Origin of the sequence: Streptomyces sp. NPDC048644, from assembly GCF_043199105.1 — a bacterium.
Classification (GTDB): Bacteria; Actinomycetota; Actinomycetes; order Streptomycetales; family Streptomycetaceae; genus Streptomyces.
In genome coordinates, this window is sequence record NZ_JBICVO010000010.1 from 93,960 (window position 1) to 108,939 (window position 14,980).

Genomic DNA, 14,980 nt, shown 5'->3' on the forward strand with positions numbered 1-14,980 from the left:
GGCCGCTGTGACCGGGGCTGTTCCGTGTCTGGGCTCTAGCTCCAGTGGTCACCCATCTTGATCAGCTTCTTCTTTACATCGTGCGGGATGACCAGCTTCCCAACTACTTCCCCGCCAGCGTCCCGGCCAAGTTCAAAGGTGATTCCGGCGCTCAGCAGGTCTTGCTCCATAGCCTCAATGCCACCAGCCTCCCAATGCTGCCTGTACGTCTTGCCAGCGCTCTGGTAGATCCACCTGTCCTTTATGGACTCCGGATCAATCTTGGCCAGGTCAGTCATTAGGGAGTCTAGAGTGCTCTCCGCCTTCTCTCGGATAAAGCCCGCCTTGTCGAACCTCCCCCCAGGTTCCAGGCCCGTCATGTAGTAAGCAATGGACTCTTCCAGTCGCTTACGCTCTCGCCTGTTCTCTTCGCCACGGGCGTACTCTCGGCGGATCACCTCGTAGTCTCCGAGTTCACCGAAGACGGCCTGCGCCAAGGAGCGGTAAGTATCCTCGGGGTCTGGAATCACAAAACCAGGCTTGCGACACCTGGGGCATCGCAGGTAGCGATATTCCCTCTCCTCTCCCGTGGAGAGCGTCTTGTAACTGTTGGTCTCGTTGATGTTATTGGCGCACGTCTCGTGCTTGATGACACCCAGGAAGCGAGTAGGGCGACGGTTCTTCTCGTGGTGGCGCTTGTTCTTCGCACGGGAAGCCAAGGCTTGCTGAACCCTCTCGAATTCGTCAGCGGTCAGGATCGGATCATCCGTCACCCTGATTTCCTGCCCGTTCTTATCCAGCACAGGTTTCGAGCCGTAGGCCGTGGATTTGGTGCCGCCCTCGGTTCGAATGCCCTTCACAGCAGGATTCCTTAGAGTCCTGAGCACCTGCTGATTGTTCCACTTGCCATTGCTGTAGGTTAGGACCTTAGCCCTGTCCAACACCTTGGCAATCCGGTTTGCCGGTACACCCCGCATCGCAGCGGCGTACATGTAGCGCACCACCCGCGCCTTTTTAGGGTCCTGAACGAGGCGCAGCTTTCCACTCACTCTGGCCGTCTTGTAACCGAATGACGGTTTACCGATGCGCCATTGGTCCTGCTGCTTGGTGTACTCCCAGAGCGAGGAAACACGGGTCTTGGTGTTGGCTGTTTCGATCTCTGCCACGGCCGCAATGAAAGTCACCATTGCCTGAGCCATCGGGGAGGACAGATCCAAAGTGTCATTCAAGGAGGCCAGGTTCTTCCCGAACTTCTCACACCATTTGATGACCTCGTGAAGGTCAGAGATTCGCCTGATGAACCTGTCCAGCTTCCAGAACAGAATCAGGTCAAATTCCGGTATCCGGTTGTTCAGCCAGTCGCCAAGCTCTTTCCGCTCCCAGGGTGCTTTCTTGGTGGCCGAGACTCCAAGGTCCCTCGCCACACCCACAACCCTGATGCCTTCCCGGACGGCGTGACGGCGTAGGTCGAGTTCCTGGCGTGCCGGACTGGTGGTGTCCTCCGTGAGGATCGAGAGTCGGACCGACAGGAGCCCACGGGGCGCGTCCTCGGGCAGTGCCTCGTTCTTGGCCTTGAGTTCGGCCAGCTCCGCCAGCTCGTCTGCGGTCCACTCCGGGGCGGTCTGAGTAGGTGTCATGAGATGAGAGCGTAGCAGTTTGATTCTGTCACGTTCTTCGTGCAGTTCGTGGATCCGTCGTACGCGCACCCGGTGCTGTCGTTCCTGACGCTGGGCGCCTGGGCGCAGCTGTTCAGCTTCACGTACCTGTCGGTCCTGATCTTCAGCGGGACGTACCTGGCGGCGACCTTCCGGCGCCGCCGCAAGCTGACGGCCGGCCTGTCGGCGGGCGCGGGCGCGGCGTTCCTCGGCTTCGCGGCGAAGCTGTCGATGGCCGGCGCCGGCTGATCCGGCCGCTGCGCCCTTTGGCCGTACACCGCAGGCCACCGCACCTCCTGCGCCCCTATGTTCGGGGTCAGGAGGTGCGCCATGTCCCCGCCCGACGCCCCTGACGGACACGAAGGACCGGCCGTCAACGTAGCGGTCATCTACTACTCGTCGACCGGCACCGTCGCCCAGCTCGCCCAGCTCATCGCGGACGCGGCCGAGCACGCCGGGGCCGAGGTGCGGCTGCGCAGGGCGGCCGAGCTGGCGCCGCAGGCCGCCGTCGACTCCAACCCGGCCTGGGCGGCGAACGCCGCCGCCACCGCCGACATCCTGGAGGCCGTCCCCGAGGACATGCTCTGGGCGGACGCGGTGATCTTCGGCACCCCCACCCGGTTCGGCAACGTGACGTCCCAGCTCAAGCAGTACATCGACACCCTGGGCGGCCTCTGGCAGCAGGGCAGGCTGGCCGACAAGGTCTACAGCGGCTTCACCGCGACCGCGACCCGGCACGGCGGCCAGGAATCCACCCTGCTCGCGCTCTACCAGACCGTCCACCACTTCGGCGGCATCCTCGTCGCCCCCGGCTACACCGAACCGGCGAAGTTCACCGACGGCAATCCGTACGGCACCTCGCACGTCGGCGGCCCCGACACCCCGCTCGACGACGACGCCCGCACCGCGGCCGGAATCCAGGCCCGGCGCGTGGTGAAGTTCACCCGGGCGCTCAAGTCCGGTCTTTCCGGCACGGATTGAGGGGTACCCGCGGCAGATGACTCTCCACAAAGGCACATCCGGCGGCGACCGCGAGCGGGCCCGGCACCCGGTCAACCCGTTCTACGGCGAGGCGGACCCGGTCGCCGGCATGAGCAGCTCGCCGTCCCGGCACACCCTGCCCGAAGGCCCCATCTCCCCGCACACCGCCTACCAGTTCGTGCACGACGAGCTGATGCTGGACGGCAATGCCCGCCTCAACCTGGCCACCTTCGTCACCACCTGGATGGAGCCGCAGGCCGGGGTCCTGATGGCCGAGTGCCGGGACAAGAACATGATCGACAAGGACGAGTACCCGCGCACCGCCGAACTGGAGAAGCGCTGCGTGGCGATGCTCGCCCACCTGTGGCACGCGCCCGACCCGTCGGCCACCGTCGGCTGCTCGACGACCGGGTCGAGCGAGGCGTGCATGCTCGCCGGGATGGCCTTCAAGCGGCGCTGGGCGCTGCGCAACAAGGACCGCTATCCCGGCAGCGCCAGGCCCAACCTCGTCATGGGCGCCAACGTCCAGGTCTGCTGGGAGAAGTTCTGCAACTTCTGGGAGGTGGAGGCGCGCCAGGTGCCCATGGAGGGCGACCGCTTCCACCTCGACGCCGAGTCGGCCGCGGCACTGTGCGACGAGAACACCATCGGCGTGGTGACGGTGCTCGGCTCGACCTTCGACGGGTCGTACGAGCCGGTGGCCGAGGTGTGCGCGGCGCTCGACGCTCTCCAGGAGCGCACCGGACGGGACATCCCGGTGCACGTGGACGGGGCGTCCGGCGCCATGATCGCGCCGTTCCTCGACCCCGACCTGCCCTGGGACTTCCGGCTGCCGCGGGTCGCGTCCATCAACACGTCGGGCCACAAGTACGGCCTGGTCTACCCGGGCGTCGGCTGGGCGCTGTGGCGGGACACCGACGCACTGCCCGAAGAACTGGTCTTCCGCGTCAACTACCTGGGCGGCGACATGCCGACCTTCGCCCTGAACTTCTCCCGGCCCGGCGCGCAGGTCGCCGCGCAGTACTACACGTTCCTGCGGCTCGGCCGGGACGGTTTCCGCGCCGTCCAGCAGGCCACCCGCGACGTGGCCCGCTCGATGGCCGAACGCATCGGCGCGCTGGGCGACTTCCGCCTGCTCACCCACGGCGACGAACTGCCGGTCTTCGCCTTCACCACCGCCGACGACGTCACCGCCTTCGACGTCTTCGACGTGTCCCGGCGGATGAAGGAACGCGGCTGGCTGCTGCCCGCCTACACCTTCCCGCCGCACCGCGAGGACCTGTCCGTGCTGCGGGTGGTCTGCCGCAACGGCTTCTCGCTCGACCTCGCCGACCTCTTCCTCGCCGACCTGATCCAGCTGCTGCCCGAACTACGCCGCCAGGAACACCCGTTGGGCCGCTCGGAGGCGGAGGCGACGGCCTTCCACCACTGACCGGCGCCGGTGGCCGGGCCGCGCCGCTCAGCCACCGCCAGGGCCGTCGTCCCCCTCGGCGTCCCGCGCAACGTCCCGCCCCGCGCGGCCCGGCCCGCCGCGCTCCCCCGCCGCGTACGGGTTGGCGGCGCCGTCCGGAAGCACCCCGACGAACGGATCACCCTCCCCTGCGAACACATACGCACCGGCCTCGATCCGCTCGATCAGGCCGCGCGTCCACGCGGCGCCGCTGTCCGCCGAGTGCACCCACATGTTCATGATCTCGCCGATGTGGCCGAGCTTTTCGGGGCCGTCATCGGGTGTGTAGTACGCGGTGACCGTGGCTCGCCACTCCGCCAGCGCCCGCACCCGCTCCTTGAGCAGCGCCACCGCGTCGGCGCGCGGCAGGTCGACGAGGAAGCCGAGTCCTGCGCTCAGTTCGTCGGTCTTCCGGTCGGGCTGCGACAGTGCGGCCCGCAGCAGCGTGAAGAACTCCGCGTCGCCCGCGGCGGTCACCTCGTACTCCGTGCGCGGCGGGCCGCCCGCCGTGCTCGGCGCGAGGTCGTGGGCCCGCAGCAGGCCCTGCTTCGCCAGCTGCTTGAGCGCGTGGTAGATCGACCCCGGCTTGGCGTTCGACCACTCGTGGGCGCCCCAGTACTCCAGGTCGCCTCGCACCTGATAGCCGTGCGCCCGCCCGTGCTGCCGCACCGCGCCCAGCACCAGCAGCCGGATCGCCGACATCGTCCCTCCGCCCCTGGCCGCACCGGGAGAGCCCTGCGCACCCGGTACGGCCAGCCTAGAGGGGACGGGTGCCGCCCGTTACGCCCCCTGCTGCGCCGCCCGCTCCTCGTCCACCAAGGCGAAGGCCGTCCTGCCGTCCAGGGACTCGCGGACGATGTCGGCGTGCCCCGCGTGCCGGGCCGTCTCCTCGATCAGGTGCAGCACGAGCCAGCGCATCGACTGCGTGGCCCGCGGCGGGTACCACGGCGCCTCCGGCAGCGGAAAGGTGTCGTCCAGACTCGGCACGGACCGGATGAACTCCTCGGTCCTGCGGGCGACCTCGTCCCAGAAGGCCAGCACGCTCCCGACCGTCTCGCCGTCCGCGAGCCGGAAGCTCAGCGGCCAGGAGTCCTGGTCCCTGGCGATGGAGTGCGGCAGTTCCTGCGCCGTCTCGACCCAGCCCTGCTCGGTCTCCGCGACGTGCTTGAGCAGCCCGCCGACCGACAGCTCGCCCGCGGTCGGCTGCCGCCGCGCGTCCGCCTCGCTCAGCCCGAGCGCCGCGCGCCGCAGCCCGCCGCGCTGTGCCTCCAGGAAGGCCAGGAGCGCACCGCGCTCGTCACCATGGGCCTCGGCAGGAACGTGAGTGGGCATGACGCCGCCTTTCGTGAAGTCCCGGGGCGGTGCGGCTGTGTGCCGCCCGCCTCCCGACACCTCGAACGCTACGGAGCCATGCGGACAGTGGCTGTCCGCATGGCTCCGGTGTCGCGCGAAAACCGGGACGCCGGTCCCGGTCGGCCTCAGAACGGAAAGCGCGACCTGCCGTGCTGGATGGAGATCCACTTGGTGGTGGTGAACGCCTCCACCACCGCGTCTCCGTTGAGCCTGCCCACGCCGGAACTCTTCTCACCGCCGAACGGCACGATCGGCTCGTCGTGCACCGTGCCGTCGTTGATGTGGATCATGCCGGTCTCGATCCGCTTGGCGAACCGCACCCCGCGCTCGATGTCCGCGGTGTGCACCGCCCCGCTCAGCCCGTACGGCGACGCGTTGGTGATCCTGACCGCTTCCTCGTCGCCGTCGAAGGGCACCAGCAGCACCACGGGACCGAAGATCTCCTGCCCGAGGATCCACGAGTCCTCCGGCACGTCACCGAGCACGCTCGGCGCGACGAGGGTGCCACGGGCCTCGCCGTGGACGAGCGCGGTGGCCCCCTCGGCGACGGCCCGGCCGACCATCGACGAGACCGCCTCGGCCTGCCCCTCGTTGATCAGCGGCCCGATGTGGGTCTGCGGATCCACCGGGTCGCCCACCTTCAGGGACGCGACCTTCGCCACGAACTTCTCGGTGAACTCCCGCTCCACCGCGCGGTCCACCAGCACGCGGTTGGCCGCCATGCAGACCTGGCCCTGGTGGACGAACCTGCTGAAGACCGCCGCGTCCACCGCGTAGTCGAGGTCCGCGTCGTCGAGGACGACCAGCGCGCTGTTCCCGCCCAGCTCCAGCACCGTCTGCTTGAAGTGCGATGCGGCGACCGTCGCGACGTGCCGGCCGACCTTCTCCGAGCCGGTGAAGGAGATCACCCTGGGCACCGGGTGCTCGATCAGCGCGTCACCGATCTCGGCGATGTCGGTCACCACGACGTTGAGCACACCGGCCGGCAGCCCGGCCTCCTCGAAGATCTTGGCGACCAGACCGCCGCCGCAGACCGGGGTGTTCTGGTGCGGCTTGAGCACCACGGCGTTGCCCAGCGCGATGGCGGGGGCGACCGACTTCATCGACAGCAGCAGCGGGAAGTTGAACGGGCTGATCACCCCGACGACGCCGACCGGCAGCCGGTAGAGGCGGTTCTCCTTGCCGTCCACGGGCGAGGGCAGGATGCGCCCCTCGGCGCGCAGCGCCAACTGCATGGCCTCCCGCAGGAATTCCCTGACCAGGTGCAGTTCGAAGCCCACCTTGGCGTGGGTGCCGCCGACCTCGGCGGTGATCGCGTCGGACAGCTCGGCCTCGCGCGCGTCGACGATCTTCAGCGCCCGCTCGAAGACCAGCCGCCGGGTGTACGGATTGACCTCGGCCCACTCGCGCTGCGCACGTTCCGCCGCGCGGTACGCCTGGTCGATCTCCTCGGCCGTGGCGACCGGTATGGAGGCCAGTTTCTCCCCGTTGTAGGGGTTGAAATCGACGATGTCCCAAGAGCCGCTCCCTGAGCGCCACTCGCCGTCGATGAACTGATGTGCCACGTCGTCGAAGTAGGACATGCGAACCCGATCTGGAGAACAGGGCGCTCAGGGCGCCGCATTGGGGGGTGCTGACTCCTGATGGTTTGTCATCCTACCCACGCGTCACATCAATTGGAGTAGACCACGAAGGAGATCCCGGGACTCGGCCGGATTCGGGCCTTCTTCCTGGAGTCGGTCCATCACGCGGGCGTACAGCGCCACTTCATCGGGCTTGTCCACGTACAGGGCGCTGGTCAGCTGCTCCAGGTAGACGATGTCCGGCAGGCCCGACTCCTGGAAGCCCAGCATGGTGAAGGCCCCGCTCTCGCCGGCGTGCCCGCCGATACCGAAGGGCATGATCTGGAGGCGCACGTTCGGCCGCTCCGACACCGCTATCAGATGTCTCAACTGGTCCCGCATCACCTGTCTTTCGCCGTACGGGCGGCGCAGCGCGGCCTCGTCGAGCACGCAGTGGAACTCCGCGGGCCGCTCGGCCAGCAGCAGCTTCTGCCGTTCGAGACGCAGCGCGACCCGGCGCTCCACCTCCGCCGGCGCGGCGTCCGGCATGCCGCGTCTGACGACGGCGTCGGCGTACTCCTCGGTCTGCAACAGGCCGTGCACGAACTGGACTTCATAGGTGCGCAGCGCGGAGGCGGCGCCTTCCAGACCGACGTACGTCTGGAACCACCCGGGCAGCACGTCGGAGTAACTGTGCCACCAGCCCGCGACGTTGGCCTCGCGGGCGAGCGACTGCAGCGCCTCGCGCTCCTTCTCGTCGCCGACGCCGTACAGCGCGAGGAGGTCCGCCACGTCTCTCGACTTGAAGCTGACCCGGCCCAACTCCATGCGGCTGATCTTCGATTCGGACGCGCGGATCGAATAGCCCGCGGCTTCTCGGGTTATCCCGCGCGACTCCCGCAGCCGGCGAAGCTGCGATCCCAGCAGAATCCGCCGCACCACCGACCCGCTCGACTCACTTGCGGACACCTTTCCGACCCTCCCGTGGCCCCACCCGCCCAATAGTGCGCCGCAGTCTGCCACGTTCCCGCATCGTTGAGTGCTCATCCGGTTACTGATATGTGAGGCCCGTCCGGCCCTTCCGCAAGAAGACGGCAGGAAGAATTGACCGCGAACCGGAACGCTCTCCCGCAATCGCGGCACGTGCACGTGCATCTGCCCTTGCATCTGACGTACGCATTCGGAACCATGGGCGTCGCACGCATGCACGCTCGTGAAAGATCCGCCAGATCCGGCTGACCGGCCGTCCGCGAACGCCAGGAGTGCCTCGCATGGGGACCAAGGTTTTGACCATGCTCGAGCCGTTGTGGCAGGGCTTTCCTCCCGTCGATCCCTGGGCAGTCTCCGGATCCGCCTCCTGCACCCTCGCGCCACGCTACGAATCGGTGAGCGGCGCGCGGAAGTTCACCCGCGAGACGCTCCAGGGCTGGGATCTGGACGACCTCTTCGACGGGGTCGGCCTGGTGGTCTCCGAGCTGGTCACCAACGCCCTGCGGCACGCCGTGCTCGCCGCCCCCACGCTCGCCGACGCCCCGCCGCCGGCCCGGCTCCATCTGATGCGCTGGTCCTCGCGGTTGGTGTGTGCGGTGCGCGATCCCAGCGACGATTCGCCGGTCGCGGGCGAGGCCGACTCCGGCGCGGAGTCCGGGCGCGGGCTGCACCTCGTCGACTCGTTCAGCGACAGCTGGGGCTGGCACCCGCTGTCGGGCACCCCGCACGGCAAGATCGTGTGGGCGCTCTTCCGGCTGCCGTAGCCCGAGCCGCTCCCCGCGCGGGCACGGACCGCCACCGGGCCGCTCCGCCCCCGCGCACGGCCCTTCCTGACCTCAGTCGCGCACCAGGTGGTCGAACTCCCCGTCCTTGACGCCGAGCAGCATCGCCTCGACCTCGGCCGGCGTGTAGATGAGCGCGGGCCCTTCGGGGAACCGGGAGTTGCGTACCGCTATCTCCCCGCCCGGAAGCTTGGCGAACTCCACGCAGGAGCCCTGGGAGTTGCTGTGCCGGCTCTTCTGCCACGCCACCTCACGGAGATCCGTTGCGGCCATGCCGTTGTATGCGTGGGGCACAGGAGTCTCCCGGGTGATTACTGGTCTTCAACTGCCCGGGATCATAGCCGCGTTCACATGCAGATGCATGCGCAGATGCAAGTGCACGACAGGGGGTGCCGACGCCGTCACTGCACGTCGAGCGCCCGCACTGCCGCACACCTGTACGTATATTCGGCCGGTAACCGCCCCTTACTGTCCGGCACCCGACGCGGCGGGACGGGCGGGCCGGCGCCACGGGGGACGAGCCGGTGGAGAGACGTACGCCATGCCCCGCGGGTTCCCTCACCTCGACGGGTACGGCAGCAGCGCCATCTCCCGGGCGTTCTTGATCGCCCGCGCCAGCTGCCGCTGCTGCTGCGCGGTGACCCGGGTCACCCGGCGGCTGCGGATCTTCCCGCGGTCGGAGAGGAACGTCCGCAGCAGACCGGTCTCCTTGTAGTCGACGTGGGTGATGCCCGCCGCGTCGAGCGGATTGGGGCGGGGAACGGGCGTCCTGCGGGGGTCGGATCGACGGGCCATGGCGGGGAACTTCCTTACGGGATGCGGGAGATGGGGGTATGAGACGAGCCGGCCGGGCCCGCGCCACTGCGCACGGGCCCGGCCGGCCCGGCTACGGAACGGGGTCGAGCAGCGCGTCGAAGGCGGGCGGCAGGCTCTTCCAGGCCGACGGGCCGCCGGCGAACTCCGCGTCCGTGAGCAGACAGGAGTCCAGCAGCGAGGCCAGCCCCTCCCGGTCGAGGCCGGGCGAGGTGAAGACCAGGTGCTGCCCGCGGTCGCCGTGCTCCGGATGCCAGTCCAGCGCGGCGGCTGCCCGGCGCACCGGCGGCACCAACTCCCAGGCGGCGTCCGGCAGCGAGGCCAGCCACGGACCCGCGTTCTCCACACACAGGGCGCCGCCGGCCGCGTCCCAGGACAGCAGCGTGTCGGGCCGGTCGGCCAGCCAGAAGCGGCCACGGCTGCGCGCCGCCGCGCAGGTCAGGTCCTCCAGCGCGGCATGGAGCCGCCCGGGGTGGAACGGCCTGGTGTGCTGCCAGACGAGCGTGCTCACCCCGTCCTCGTCGGCCTCCTGCGGCAGCAGGGCGCACGCCGGGTGCTGCCGCCCGGCCGCCGCCTCGACGTCGAACCCGGCGACCGCGACGGCCGCCAGCTCCGGCGAATCGACCGCCACCTGCCGCGCCGTCGGATGGAGCTGCCGCAGCAGCGCCAGATCGGCTTCGTCGGCCGCCTCCTCCCCCGGCACCAGCACGAGCACCGGCGGGTACTCCAGCTGCCGCGCCCAGGTGTCGGCGACGGTGCGCTGATCGGAAGCCGCCGCGGCGAGGCCCGCGTCGACGAGGTCGTCACCGCACCCGAGATAGGGCAGCAGCAGCGCCGGATCGACCGCGGTGATCACCCCGGTCAGCCCGATCTTCGCGCTGCCGCAGGCGGTGACCACCTCGGCCATCGCCTTCGGCTCGACCGAGTCCCACAGCTCCACGACGGCCAGCCGGCAGGTGCGCCCCGCCGCCAGCCGCTCCAGCTCCGGCACCAGATCCTCGCGCAGCGCACAGCACGCGCAGTCGTTGACCAGCGGCGCCCGGCCGGCATCGAGCGTGCCCGACGCGTCCCTGACGGTCCGCTCGACGGTGCCGTCGGCCGCCGACTCCAGGTCGTGGTGGAGGGCGACGCTGCCCGGCACGGCGTGCAGCAGCCGCTCGACGGCGGCCCGCCGCGCCTCCGCGTGCAGGCCACCGACGAGGACGACAGCGAGCCGCTCCATCAGCGGGCCCCGCCCTTGCCGTAACGGCGCTCGAAGCGCTCGACCCGGCCCGCGGTGTCGAGCACCCGGGCGGTCCCTGTGTAGAAGGGGTGGCTCGCCGACGAGATCTCGACGTCGACGAGTGGGTAGGTGTGCCCGTCCTCCCACTCGATCGTCGTGTCGCCGGTGACGGTCGATGGGGCCTCCCCTGGTCGAGCGGAGCCGAGAGCTCGGGGACGGGTCAGGAAGGCGAAGTCGGCGGCCCGGTCGCGGAAGACGACGGGCCCGTACGCGGGGTGGATTCCGGGCTTCACGAAGCTCAGCGCTCCTCTCGGAAGGTGACGTGCCGGCGGGCGACCTGGTCGTACTTGCGCAGGACGAGGCGGTCGGGATCGTTCCGGCGGTTCTTGCGGGTGACGTAGGTGAATGGGGCCTCCCCTGGTCGAGCGGAGCCGAGAGCTTGGGGACCGGCACCGGCGGTGGACCGGAGCTCGACGACCGGGCGTAGTTCGTTGCGGGCCATGTGGTTAGTATACGGAAATGGTTTCCATTTTCAATAGGCCCTCACCAGGGGCCCCTCCCGAAGGGACCTCGTCACCATGTCCGCCCATTGCCAGCTGACCGGCCGCAAGCCCGGCTTCGGCAACTCCGTCTCCCACTCGCACCGGCGCACCGCACGCCGCTTCGACCCGAACATCCAGCGCAAGCGCTACTGGCTGGAGAGCGAGGGCCGGCACATCCGGCTCACGCTGAGCACCAAGGGCGTCAAGACCGTCGACACGATCGGGATCGAGGCGACCGTCGCCCGGATCCGCGCACGAGGGGAAAAGGTCTGATGGCCAAGCAGAGCAAGATCGCCAAGAACGAGAAGCGGCGCGCGACGGTGGCCCGCTACGCCGCCCGCAGGGCCCTCCTCAAGGCCGTCATCCGCAACCCGCGGACCCCACAGGAGGAGCGGTACGCCGCCCAGCGCGAACTGTCCCGCCAGCCGCGCGACGCCAGCGCCACTCGGGTACGCAACCGCGACAGCGTCGACGGCCGCCCCCGCGGCCACCTCCGCGCCTTCGGCCTCTCCCGCATCAGGGTGCGCGAGCAGGCCCACGCCGGCTTTCTCCCGGGGGTGCGCAAATCCAGCTGGTGACCCGGGCCGCCCGGCCGCCCGCCCGGGGGCGACCCCTCGGCCGGGCGGCCGGACCGTTCCGGTCATACTGGGCAGAACGTCCGCAGGCACCCCCGACGAAAGCGAGCACGACATGCTCCGGAACGCCTTCGAACCCTGGCACCTCATCCTGATCATCGCGGCGCTCGTGCTGCTCTTCGGCTCGAAGAAGCTGCCCGACATGGCCCGTGGCCTGGGCCGCTCGATGCGCATCCTCAAGTCCGAGACCAAGGCGCTCAAGGAAGAGCGGCAGACCGAGGAGCCGCACACCTCGGCCGCCACCCCGCGTCCGGAGTCGGCCACCGGCCACTGACCGCGCACGGCCGCCAGGAGGCGGCAGCGCTCAGCTGTCCCCGCCCTCCTCGATCAGCCGCCGCACCTCGCGGTCGATCAGCCCCAGCCGCGCCTCGGCGACCAACGGCACGGAACGGCGCTGCCGCCGCGCCTCGGACAGATCGATGTCGACGGTGACCAGCGCGGGCTCCCACTCGGGCGCCTGCGCCACCACCGCACCCCGGGGATCCACCACCCGCGAGCCGCCCCAGAAGGCCGCCCCGTGCTCGTTGCCGACCCGGTTGACGAAGACCACCCAGCACTGGAGCATCTTCGCCGTATAGGCGAGCAGGGTGCCCCAGTACAGGCCGGTGTCCATCGCCCCCGGATCCAGGCTGGCCGCACTGTTCGTCGGCACGAACAGCACCTCGGCCCCGTCCTGCACCGCCAGCCACGGCAGCACCGGCTGCCACGCGTCGTTGCAGACCAGCGTCGCGCCCCGCCCGCCGCTCGGCGACTTCGTCAGGTCGTACGCCCGCAGCGACTGCCCCGGACTCACGTGCTTGCGCTCCTCCCAGGCGAGATAGTTCGGCAGGTAGAGCTTGCGGTGCGCGTGCACCAGCGCCCCGCCCGCATAGTGCGCCGACGTGTTGTACGCACGCATGTTGGTGTGCTCATGAAAGCCGACCAGGACATCGGGCCCCAGCATGCTCAGCTCCAGCAGTCGGGAATCCCGCGCCTCGACCGACGCGTCACGCTCCAGGGCGCCCAAGTGATAGCCGTGCAGGCTGAGTTCGGGAAACACCACCAGATCGGCGCCCTGGGTGGCGGCCTGCTCGATCTGCTCCCGGGCGACGGCGAGATTCTCCGGGACGTCCCCCAGGACGCAGTCCGTCTGCGCCAGCGCTATCCGCATCGCCGCACCTCACCCATTCATCACCTTTTGCGGCATTTCCTCCTGCCATCCTCCCAGAGGTGGCCCGAAAAGGCCCCGGCACAGCGACAGCCCCTGTCCGGCCCCGCTCCGCTCCCCGCCACCCGCCGCATCGTTTCCCCGCCGGCCCTGCGCCACCCCGCCTCTGACCGAGCCCTTTGCGCCACTTCAAACCCCCGACGTACGCCGGTCCCACCAATGAGCGAATGAACGATCCTGCCCGTGCCGGAGCGGATGTTCACGCGTTGATCCGCACAGTCCGTCGTCCGAGCGCCGGTGGCTTCCAGCCGCAGCGCCACCAGGCAGCGTGGTACGACGGCGCGCGGTCGAGTCGTCCGGCGATGCCGACGGCCGCCTCGACCGGGCGGCCCAGGCCGAGCGGCCCGCCGGACCCGCTCGGCCGGCCGCCGAGACCACCGCCCCGCGCGCCTCTCGGCCCCCGGCCCCCTCACCCCCACGCCCCGCCCTCACGACCGGGCGGCCGGCCCCGCGTCCACAGACGCGGAACCGGCCGCCCGGGCAAGCATGGGGCCGTCAGTGATTGCCGACACCGTTCCCGGAGAGCACCGGGATGTCGTTGACGAGGTGCGACAGCGGCTCGTCGCCCTTGGCCTGCGTCGAGTTCTTCGCGCACTGCTGGTTCTGCGGGTTGGCCAGGACGTTGACGTCCTGCACCGTGATCGGGACGAGCCCGATCAGCGAACCGACGTTGACCTTCGCCGGCACGCCCAGGCAGAGGTCGTTCAGCGACCCCTGGACGAGGCCGAGCTGAGTGCTCAGCTTGCCGTGCGTGGTGGAGTTGCCGTAGGCGGTCTTGGCACCGTTGCCGTTGACCGTCGTGGTACCCGAGTCGTTACCGACCGCGAGCGCCTGCGGGGCAGCCGCAGCCGAGACACCCACCAGCGACACCGCGAGGGCGGCGCCAGCCATGATCTTCTTCATCGTACAAACCCTTCCGTACACGGAGCTTCCGGCACGGAAGCCCTGATTCAACAACCCGTCAGAATGCCCCGGGTTCCGGCTGGTCACCCGAACAGATGGAGATCCCGCACCGAAGAGCCGTCACCCTTCGCTCACACGCGGGGTCTGCGCCGCCGCATCCGGCCGCGCAGACCCCTTGTGCACCTGCCGGCATGCCCACACTTCCGCAACCCCATCAATCCCACGGACGCATGGGCATGCATCCCTCCACACACCGTGCCCAACGAATGACATCGACCCCTCCGGTCACGGCCGCATAACAATGCAGGGAATTCGATAAGCCCCGCATTTCCGCTCCGAGCACGCTCCCCACGGCACTGTTCCGGGCAGCGAAAAACCCGGGCCGCCCAGAAGAAGGAGGGCTGGGCGGCCCGGGTTTCCTCGCACCGGTCAGTGGTTGGCGGTGCCGTTCCCGGAGAGCACCGGAATGTCGTCCAGAATGTGCGACAGCGGCTCGTCGCCCTTGGCCTGCGTCGAGTTCTCGGTGCACTGCTGGTTCTGCGGGTTCGACAGGACGTTGAGGTCCTGGACCGTGATCGGGATGAGACCGATGAGCGAGCCGATGTTCGCCTTGGCGGGCAGCCCGATGCAGGGCTTGTTGAGCGAGCCCTGGATAAGGCCGATCTGCGGGCTCATGTAGCCGTAGGTCGCGGAGTTGCCGTACGTCTGCGCGGCACCGTTGCCGTTGACGGACGTCGTGCCGTGGTCATTGCCGACCGCCATCGCCTGCGGGGCGGAAGCGGCAGCAATGCCGACGATGGACGCAGCCGCGGCTGCGGTCGCCAAAGCCTTCTTGATCATTGCGTTGTCCTTCGTGTTTCGGGTTGCCCTTGGACCGGGCACCGTGCCCAACCCGGGTTATTGGAG

General features: G+C 69.3%; 19 protein-coding genes and 1 pseudogene. 7 read left to right on the forward strand and 13 right to left on the reverse strand.

The genetic code is table 11. The features are described 5' to 3' along the window. Positions 1-35: 35 nt before the first annotated feature. Entirely contained in the window at positions 36-1,616 is a 1,581-nt protein-coding gene (locus ACGFNI_RS23465) for a recombinase family protein (protein WP_393686577.1), read from the reverse strand. 27 nt (positions 1,617-1,643) lie between these two features. Here ACGFNI_RS23465 and ACGFNI_RS23470 point away from each other — a divergent pair. From ACGFNI_RS23470 to ACGFNI_RS23480, 3 genes and pseudogenes are all read left to right on the forward strand, one after another. Then, a pseudogene (locus ACGFNI_RS23470) lies at positions 1,644-1,883 on the forward strand (LysE family transporter); the annotation flags it as partial. An 81-nt stretch (positions 1,884-1,964) separates the two neighbouring features. Then, positions 1,965-2,615, forward strand: coding sequence for an NAD(P)H:quinone oxidoreductase (wrbA, locus tag ACGFNI_RS23475; protein WP_393686578.1), 651 nt, complete (start codon positions 1,965-1,967; stop codon positions 2,613-2,615). Positions 2,616-2,631: 16 nt separating this feature from the next. Continuing rightward, positions 2,632-4,047, forward strand: a complete 1,416-nt coding sequence (locus tag ACGFNI_RS23480; protein ID WP_393686579.1) for a glutamate decarboxylase — start codon at positions 2,632-2,634, stop codon at positions 4,045-4,047. Positions 4,048-4,074: 27 nt separating this feature from the next. Here ACGFNI_RS23480 and ACGFNI_RS23485 read toward each other — a convergent pair whose 3' ends face one another. The 4 genes from ACGFNI_RS23485 to ACGFNI_RS23500 form a co-directional block, all read right to left on the reverse strand. Continuing rightward, positions 4,075-4,767, reverse strand: a complete 693-nt coding sequence (locus ACGFNI_RS23485) for a PadR family transcriptional regulator (RefSeq protein WP_393686580.1) — start codon at positions 4,765-4,767, stop codon at positions 4,075-4,077. Positions 4,768-4,845: 78 nt separating this feature from the next. Beyond that, positions 4,846-5,397, reverse strand: coding sequence for a DinB family protein (locus ACGFNI_RS23490; RefSeq protein ID WP_393686581.1), 552 nt, complete (start codon positions 5,395-5,397; stop codon positions 4,846-4,848). Between the two features lie 146 nt (positions 5,398-5,543). Then, on the reverse strand, positions 5,544-7,001 hold the full coding sequence (locus ACGFNI_RS23495; protein WP_393686582.1) for an aldehyde dehydrogenase family protein: 1,458 nt from the start codon (positions 6,999-7,001) through the stop codon (positions 5,544-5,546). Between the two features lie 84 nt (positions 7,002-7,085). After that, positions 7,086-7,949: a helix-turn-helix domain-containing protein gene (locus ACGFNI_RS23500; protein ID WP_393686583.1), complete on the reverse strand. Its 864-nt coding sequence runs from the start codon at positions 7,947-7,949 to the stop codon at positions 7,086-7,088. A gap of 302 nt (positions 7,950-8,251) precedes the next feature. Here ACGFNI_RS23500 and ACGFNI_RS23505 point away from each other — a divergent pair, with 302 nt between their 5' ends. Beyond that, on the forward strand, positions 8,252-8,734 hold the full coding sequence (locus ACGFNI_RS23505; RefSeq protein ID WP_393686584.1) for an ATP-binding protein: 483 nt from the start codon (positions 8,252-8,254) through the stop codon (positions 8,732-8,734). 72 nt (positions 8,735-8,806) lie between these two features. On the opposite strand, the gene ACGFNI_RS23510 is transcribed toward ACGFNI_RS23505, so the two are convergent. The 5 genes from ACGFNI_RS23510 to rpmG form a co-directional block, all read right to left on the reverse strand. Continuing rightward, positions 8,807-9,046 (reverse strand): DUF397 domain-containing protein, encoded by a 240-nt coding sequence (locus tag ACGFNI_RS23510; protein ID WP_393686585.1) that lies wholly within the window; start codon positions 9,044-9,046, stop codon positions 8,807-8,809. A 264-nt stretch (positions 9,047-9,310) separates the two neighbouring features. Further along, the gene (rpsR, locus tag ACGFNI_RS23515) at positions 9,311-9,547 is read right to left on the reverse strand and encodes a 30S ribosomal protein S18 (protein ID WP_393686586.1); all 237 of its coding nucleotides are present in this window, start codon (positions 9,545-9,547) and stop codon (positions 9,311-9,313) included. A 91-nt stretch (positions 9,548-9,638) separates the two neighbouring features. Then, positions 9,639-10,787, reverse strand: a complete 1,149-nt coding sequence (locus ACGFNI_RS23520) for a CobW family GTP-binding protein (RefSeq protein WP_393686587.1) — start codon at positions 10,785-10,787, stop codon at positions 9,639-9,641. Beyond that, the gene (locus tag ACGFNI_RS23525; protein WP_393686588.1) at positions 10,787-11,080 is read right to left on the reverse strand and encodes a type B 50S ribosomal protein L31; all 294 of its coding nucleotides are present in this window, start codon (positions 11,078-11,080) and stop codon (positions 10,787-10,789) included. The genes ACGFNI_RS23520 and ACGFNI_RS23525 overlap by 1 nt, the downstream gene beginning before the upstream one ends. A gap of 5 nt (positions 11,081-11,085) precedes the next feature. Further along, positions 11,086-11,289, reverse strand: a complete 204-nt coding sequence (gene rpmG, locus ACGFNI_RS23530) for a 50S ribosomal protein L33 (RefSeq protein WP_393686589.1) — start codon at positions 11,287-11,289, stop codon at positions 11,086-11,088. A 76-nt stretch (positions 11,290-11,365) separates the two neighbouring features. Here rpmG and rpmB point away from each other — a divergent pair, with 76 nt between their 5' ends. From rpmB to tatA, 3 genes are all read left to right on the forward strand, one after another. Continuing rightward, positions 11,366-11,602 carry a 50S ribosomal protein L28 gene (gene rpmB / locus ACGFNI_RS23535; protein ID WP_393686590.1) on the forward strand — a complete coding sequence of 79 codons (237 nt, stop codon included), beginning with the start codon at positions 11,366-11,368 and terminating at the stop codon, positions 11,600-11,602. Then, positions 11,602-11,907, forward strand: coding sequence for a 30S ribosomal protein S14 (gene rpsN, locus ACGFNI_RS23540; RefSeq protein WP_393686591.1), 306 nt, complete (start codon positions 11,602-11,604; stop codon positions 11,905-11,907). Before rpmB ends, rpsN begins: the two co-directional genes overlap by 1 nt. A gap of 112 nt (positions 11,908-12,019) precedes the next feature. Further along, on the forward strand, positions 12,020-12,238 hold the full coding sequence (tatA, locus tag ACGFNI_RS23545; RefSeq protein ID WP_393686592.1) for a Sec-independent protein translocase subunit TatA: 219 nt from the start codon (positions 12,020-12,022) through the stop codon (positions 12,236-12,238). 30 nt (positions 12,239-12,268) lie between these two features. On the opposite strand, the gene ACGFNI_RS23550 is transcribed toward tatA, so the two are convergent. From ACGFNI_RS23550 to ACGFNI_RS23560, 3 genes are all read right to left on the reverse strand, one after another. Beyond that, entirely contained in the window at positions 12,269-13,114 is an 846-nt protein-coding gene (locus ACGFNI_RS23550; protein WP_393686593.1) for a nitrilase-related carbon-nitrogen hydrolase, read from the reverse strand. 552 nt (positions 13,115-13,666) lie between these two features. Then, positions 13,667-14,074, reverse strand: coding sequence for a rodlin (locus ACGFNI_RS23555; protein ID WP_393686594.1), 408 nt, complete (start codon positions 14,072-14,074; stop codon positions 13,667-13,669). A gap of 429 nt (positions 14,075-14,503) precedes the next feature. Then, a complete protein-coding gene (locus ACGFNI_RS23560) occupies positions 14,504-14,914 on the reverse strand; it encodes a rodlin (RefSeq protein WP_393686595.1) in 411 nt (136 codons plus the stop codon). Positions 14,915-14,980: the final 66 nt, after the last annotated feature.

Excerpts from the sequence above, each read along its gene's own strand:
- rpmG (WP_393686589.1), bottom strand. The coding sequence starts at position 11,289 with ATGGCCCGCAACGAACTACGCCCGGTCGTCGAGCTCCGGTCCACCGCC.
- ACGFNI_RS23550 (WP_393686593.1), bottom strand. The coding sequence starts at position 13,114 with ATGCGGATAGCGCTGGCGCAGACGGACTGCGTCCTGGGGGACGTCCCG.
- ACGFNI_RS23520 (WP_393686587.1), bottom strand. The coding sequence starts at position 10,787 with ATGGAGCGGCTCGCTGTCGTCCTCGTCGGTGGCCTGCACGCGGAGGCG.
- tatA (WP_393686592.1), top strand. The coding sequence starts at position 12,020 with ATGCTCCGGAACGCCTTCGAACCCTGGCACCTCATCCTGATCATCGCG.
- ACGFNI_RS23555 (WP_393686594.1), bottom strand. The coding sequence starts at position 14,074 with ATGAAGAAGATCATGGCTGGCGCCGCCCTCGCGGTGTCGCTGGTGGGT.
- ACGFNI_RS23495 (WP_393686582.1), bottom strand. The coding sequence starts at position 7,001 with ATGTCCTACTTCGACGACGTGGCACATCAGTTCATCGACGGCGAGTGG.
- ACGFNI_RS23465 (WP_393686577.1), bottom strand. The coding sequence starts at position 1,616 with ATGACACCTACTCAGACCGCCCCGGAGTGGACCGCAGACGAGCTGGCG.
- rpsR (WP_393686586.1), bottom strand. The coding sequence starts at position 9,547 with ATGGCCCGTCGATCCGACCCCCGCAGGACGCCCGTTCCCCGCCCCAAT.
- rpsN (WP_393686591.1), top strand. The coding sequence starts at position 11,602 with ATGGCCAAGCAGAGCAAGATCGCCAAGAACGAGAAGCGGCGCGCGACG.
- wrbA (WP_393686578.1), top strand. The coding sequence starts at position 1,965 with ATGTCCCCGCCCGACGCCCCTGACGGACACGAAGGACCGGCCGTCAAC.
- ACGFNI_RS23490 (WP_393686581.1), bottom strand. The coding sequence starts at position 5,397 with ATGCCCACTCACGTTCCTGCCGAGGCCCATGGTGACGAGCGCGGTGCG.
- rpmB (WP_393686590.1), top strand. The coding sequence starts at position 11,366 with ATGTCCGCCCATTGCCAGCTGACCGGCCGCAAGCCCGGCTTCGGCAAC.
- ACGFNI_RS23505 (WP_393686584.1), top strand. The coding sequence starts at position 8,252 with ATGGGGACCAAGGTTTTGACCATGCTCGAGCCGTTGTGGCAGGGCTTT.
- ACGFNI_RS23560 (WP_393686595.1), bottom strand. The coding sequence starts at position 14,914 with ATGATCAAGAAGGCTTTGGCGACCGCAGCCGCGGCTGCGTCCATCGTC.
- ACGFNI_RS23480 (WP_393686579.1), top strand. The coding sequence starts at position 2,632 with ATGACTCTCCACAAAGGCACATCCGGCGGCGACCGCGAGCGGGCCCGG.
- ACGFNI_RS23485 (WP_393686580.1), bottom strand. The coding sequence starts at position 4,767 with ATGTCGGCGATCCGGCTGCTGGTGCTGGGCGCGGTGCGGCAGCACGGG.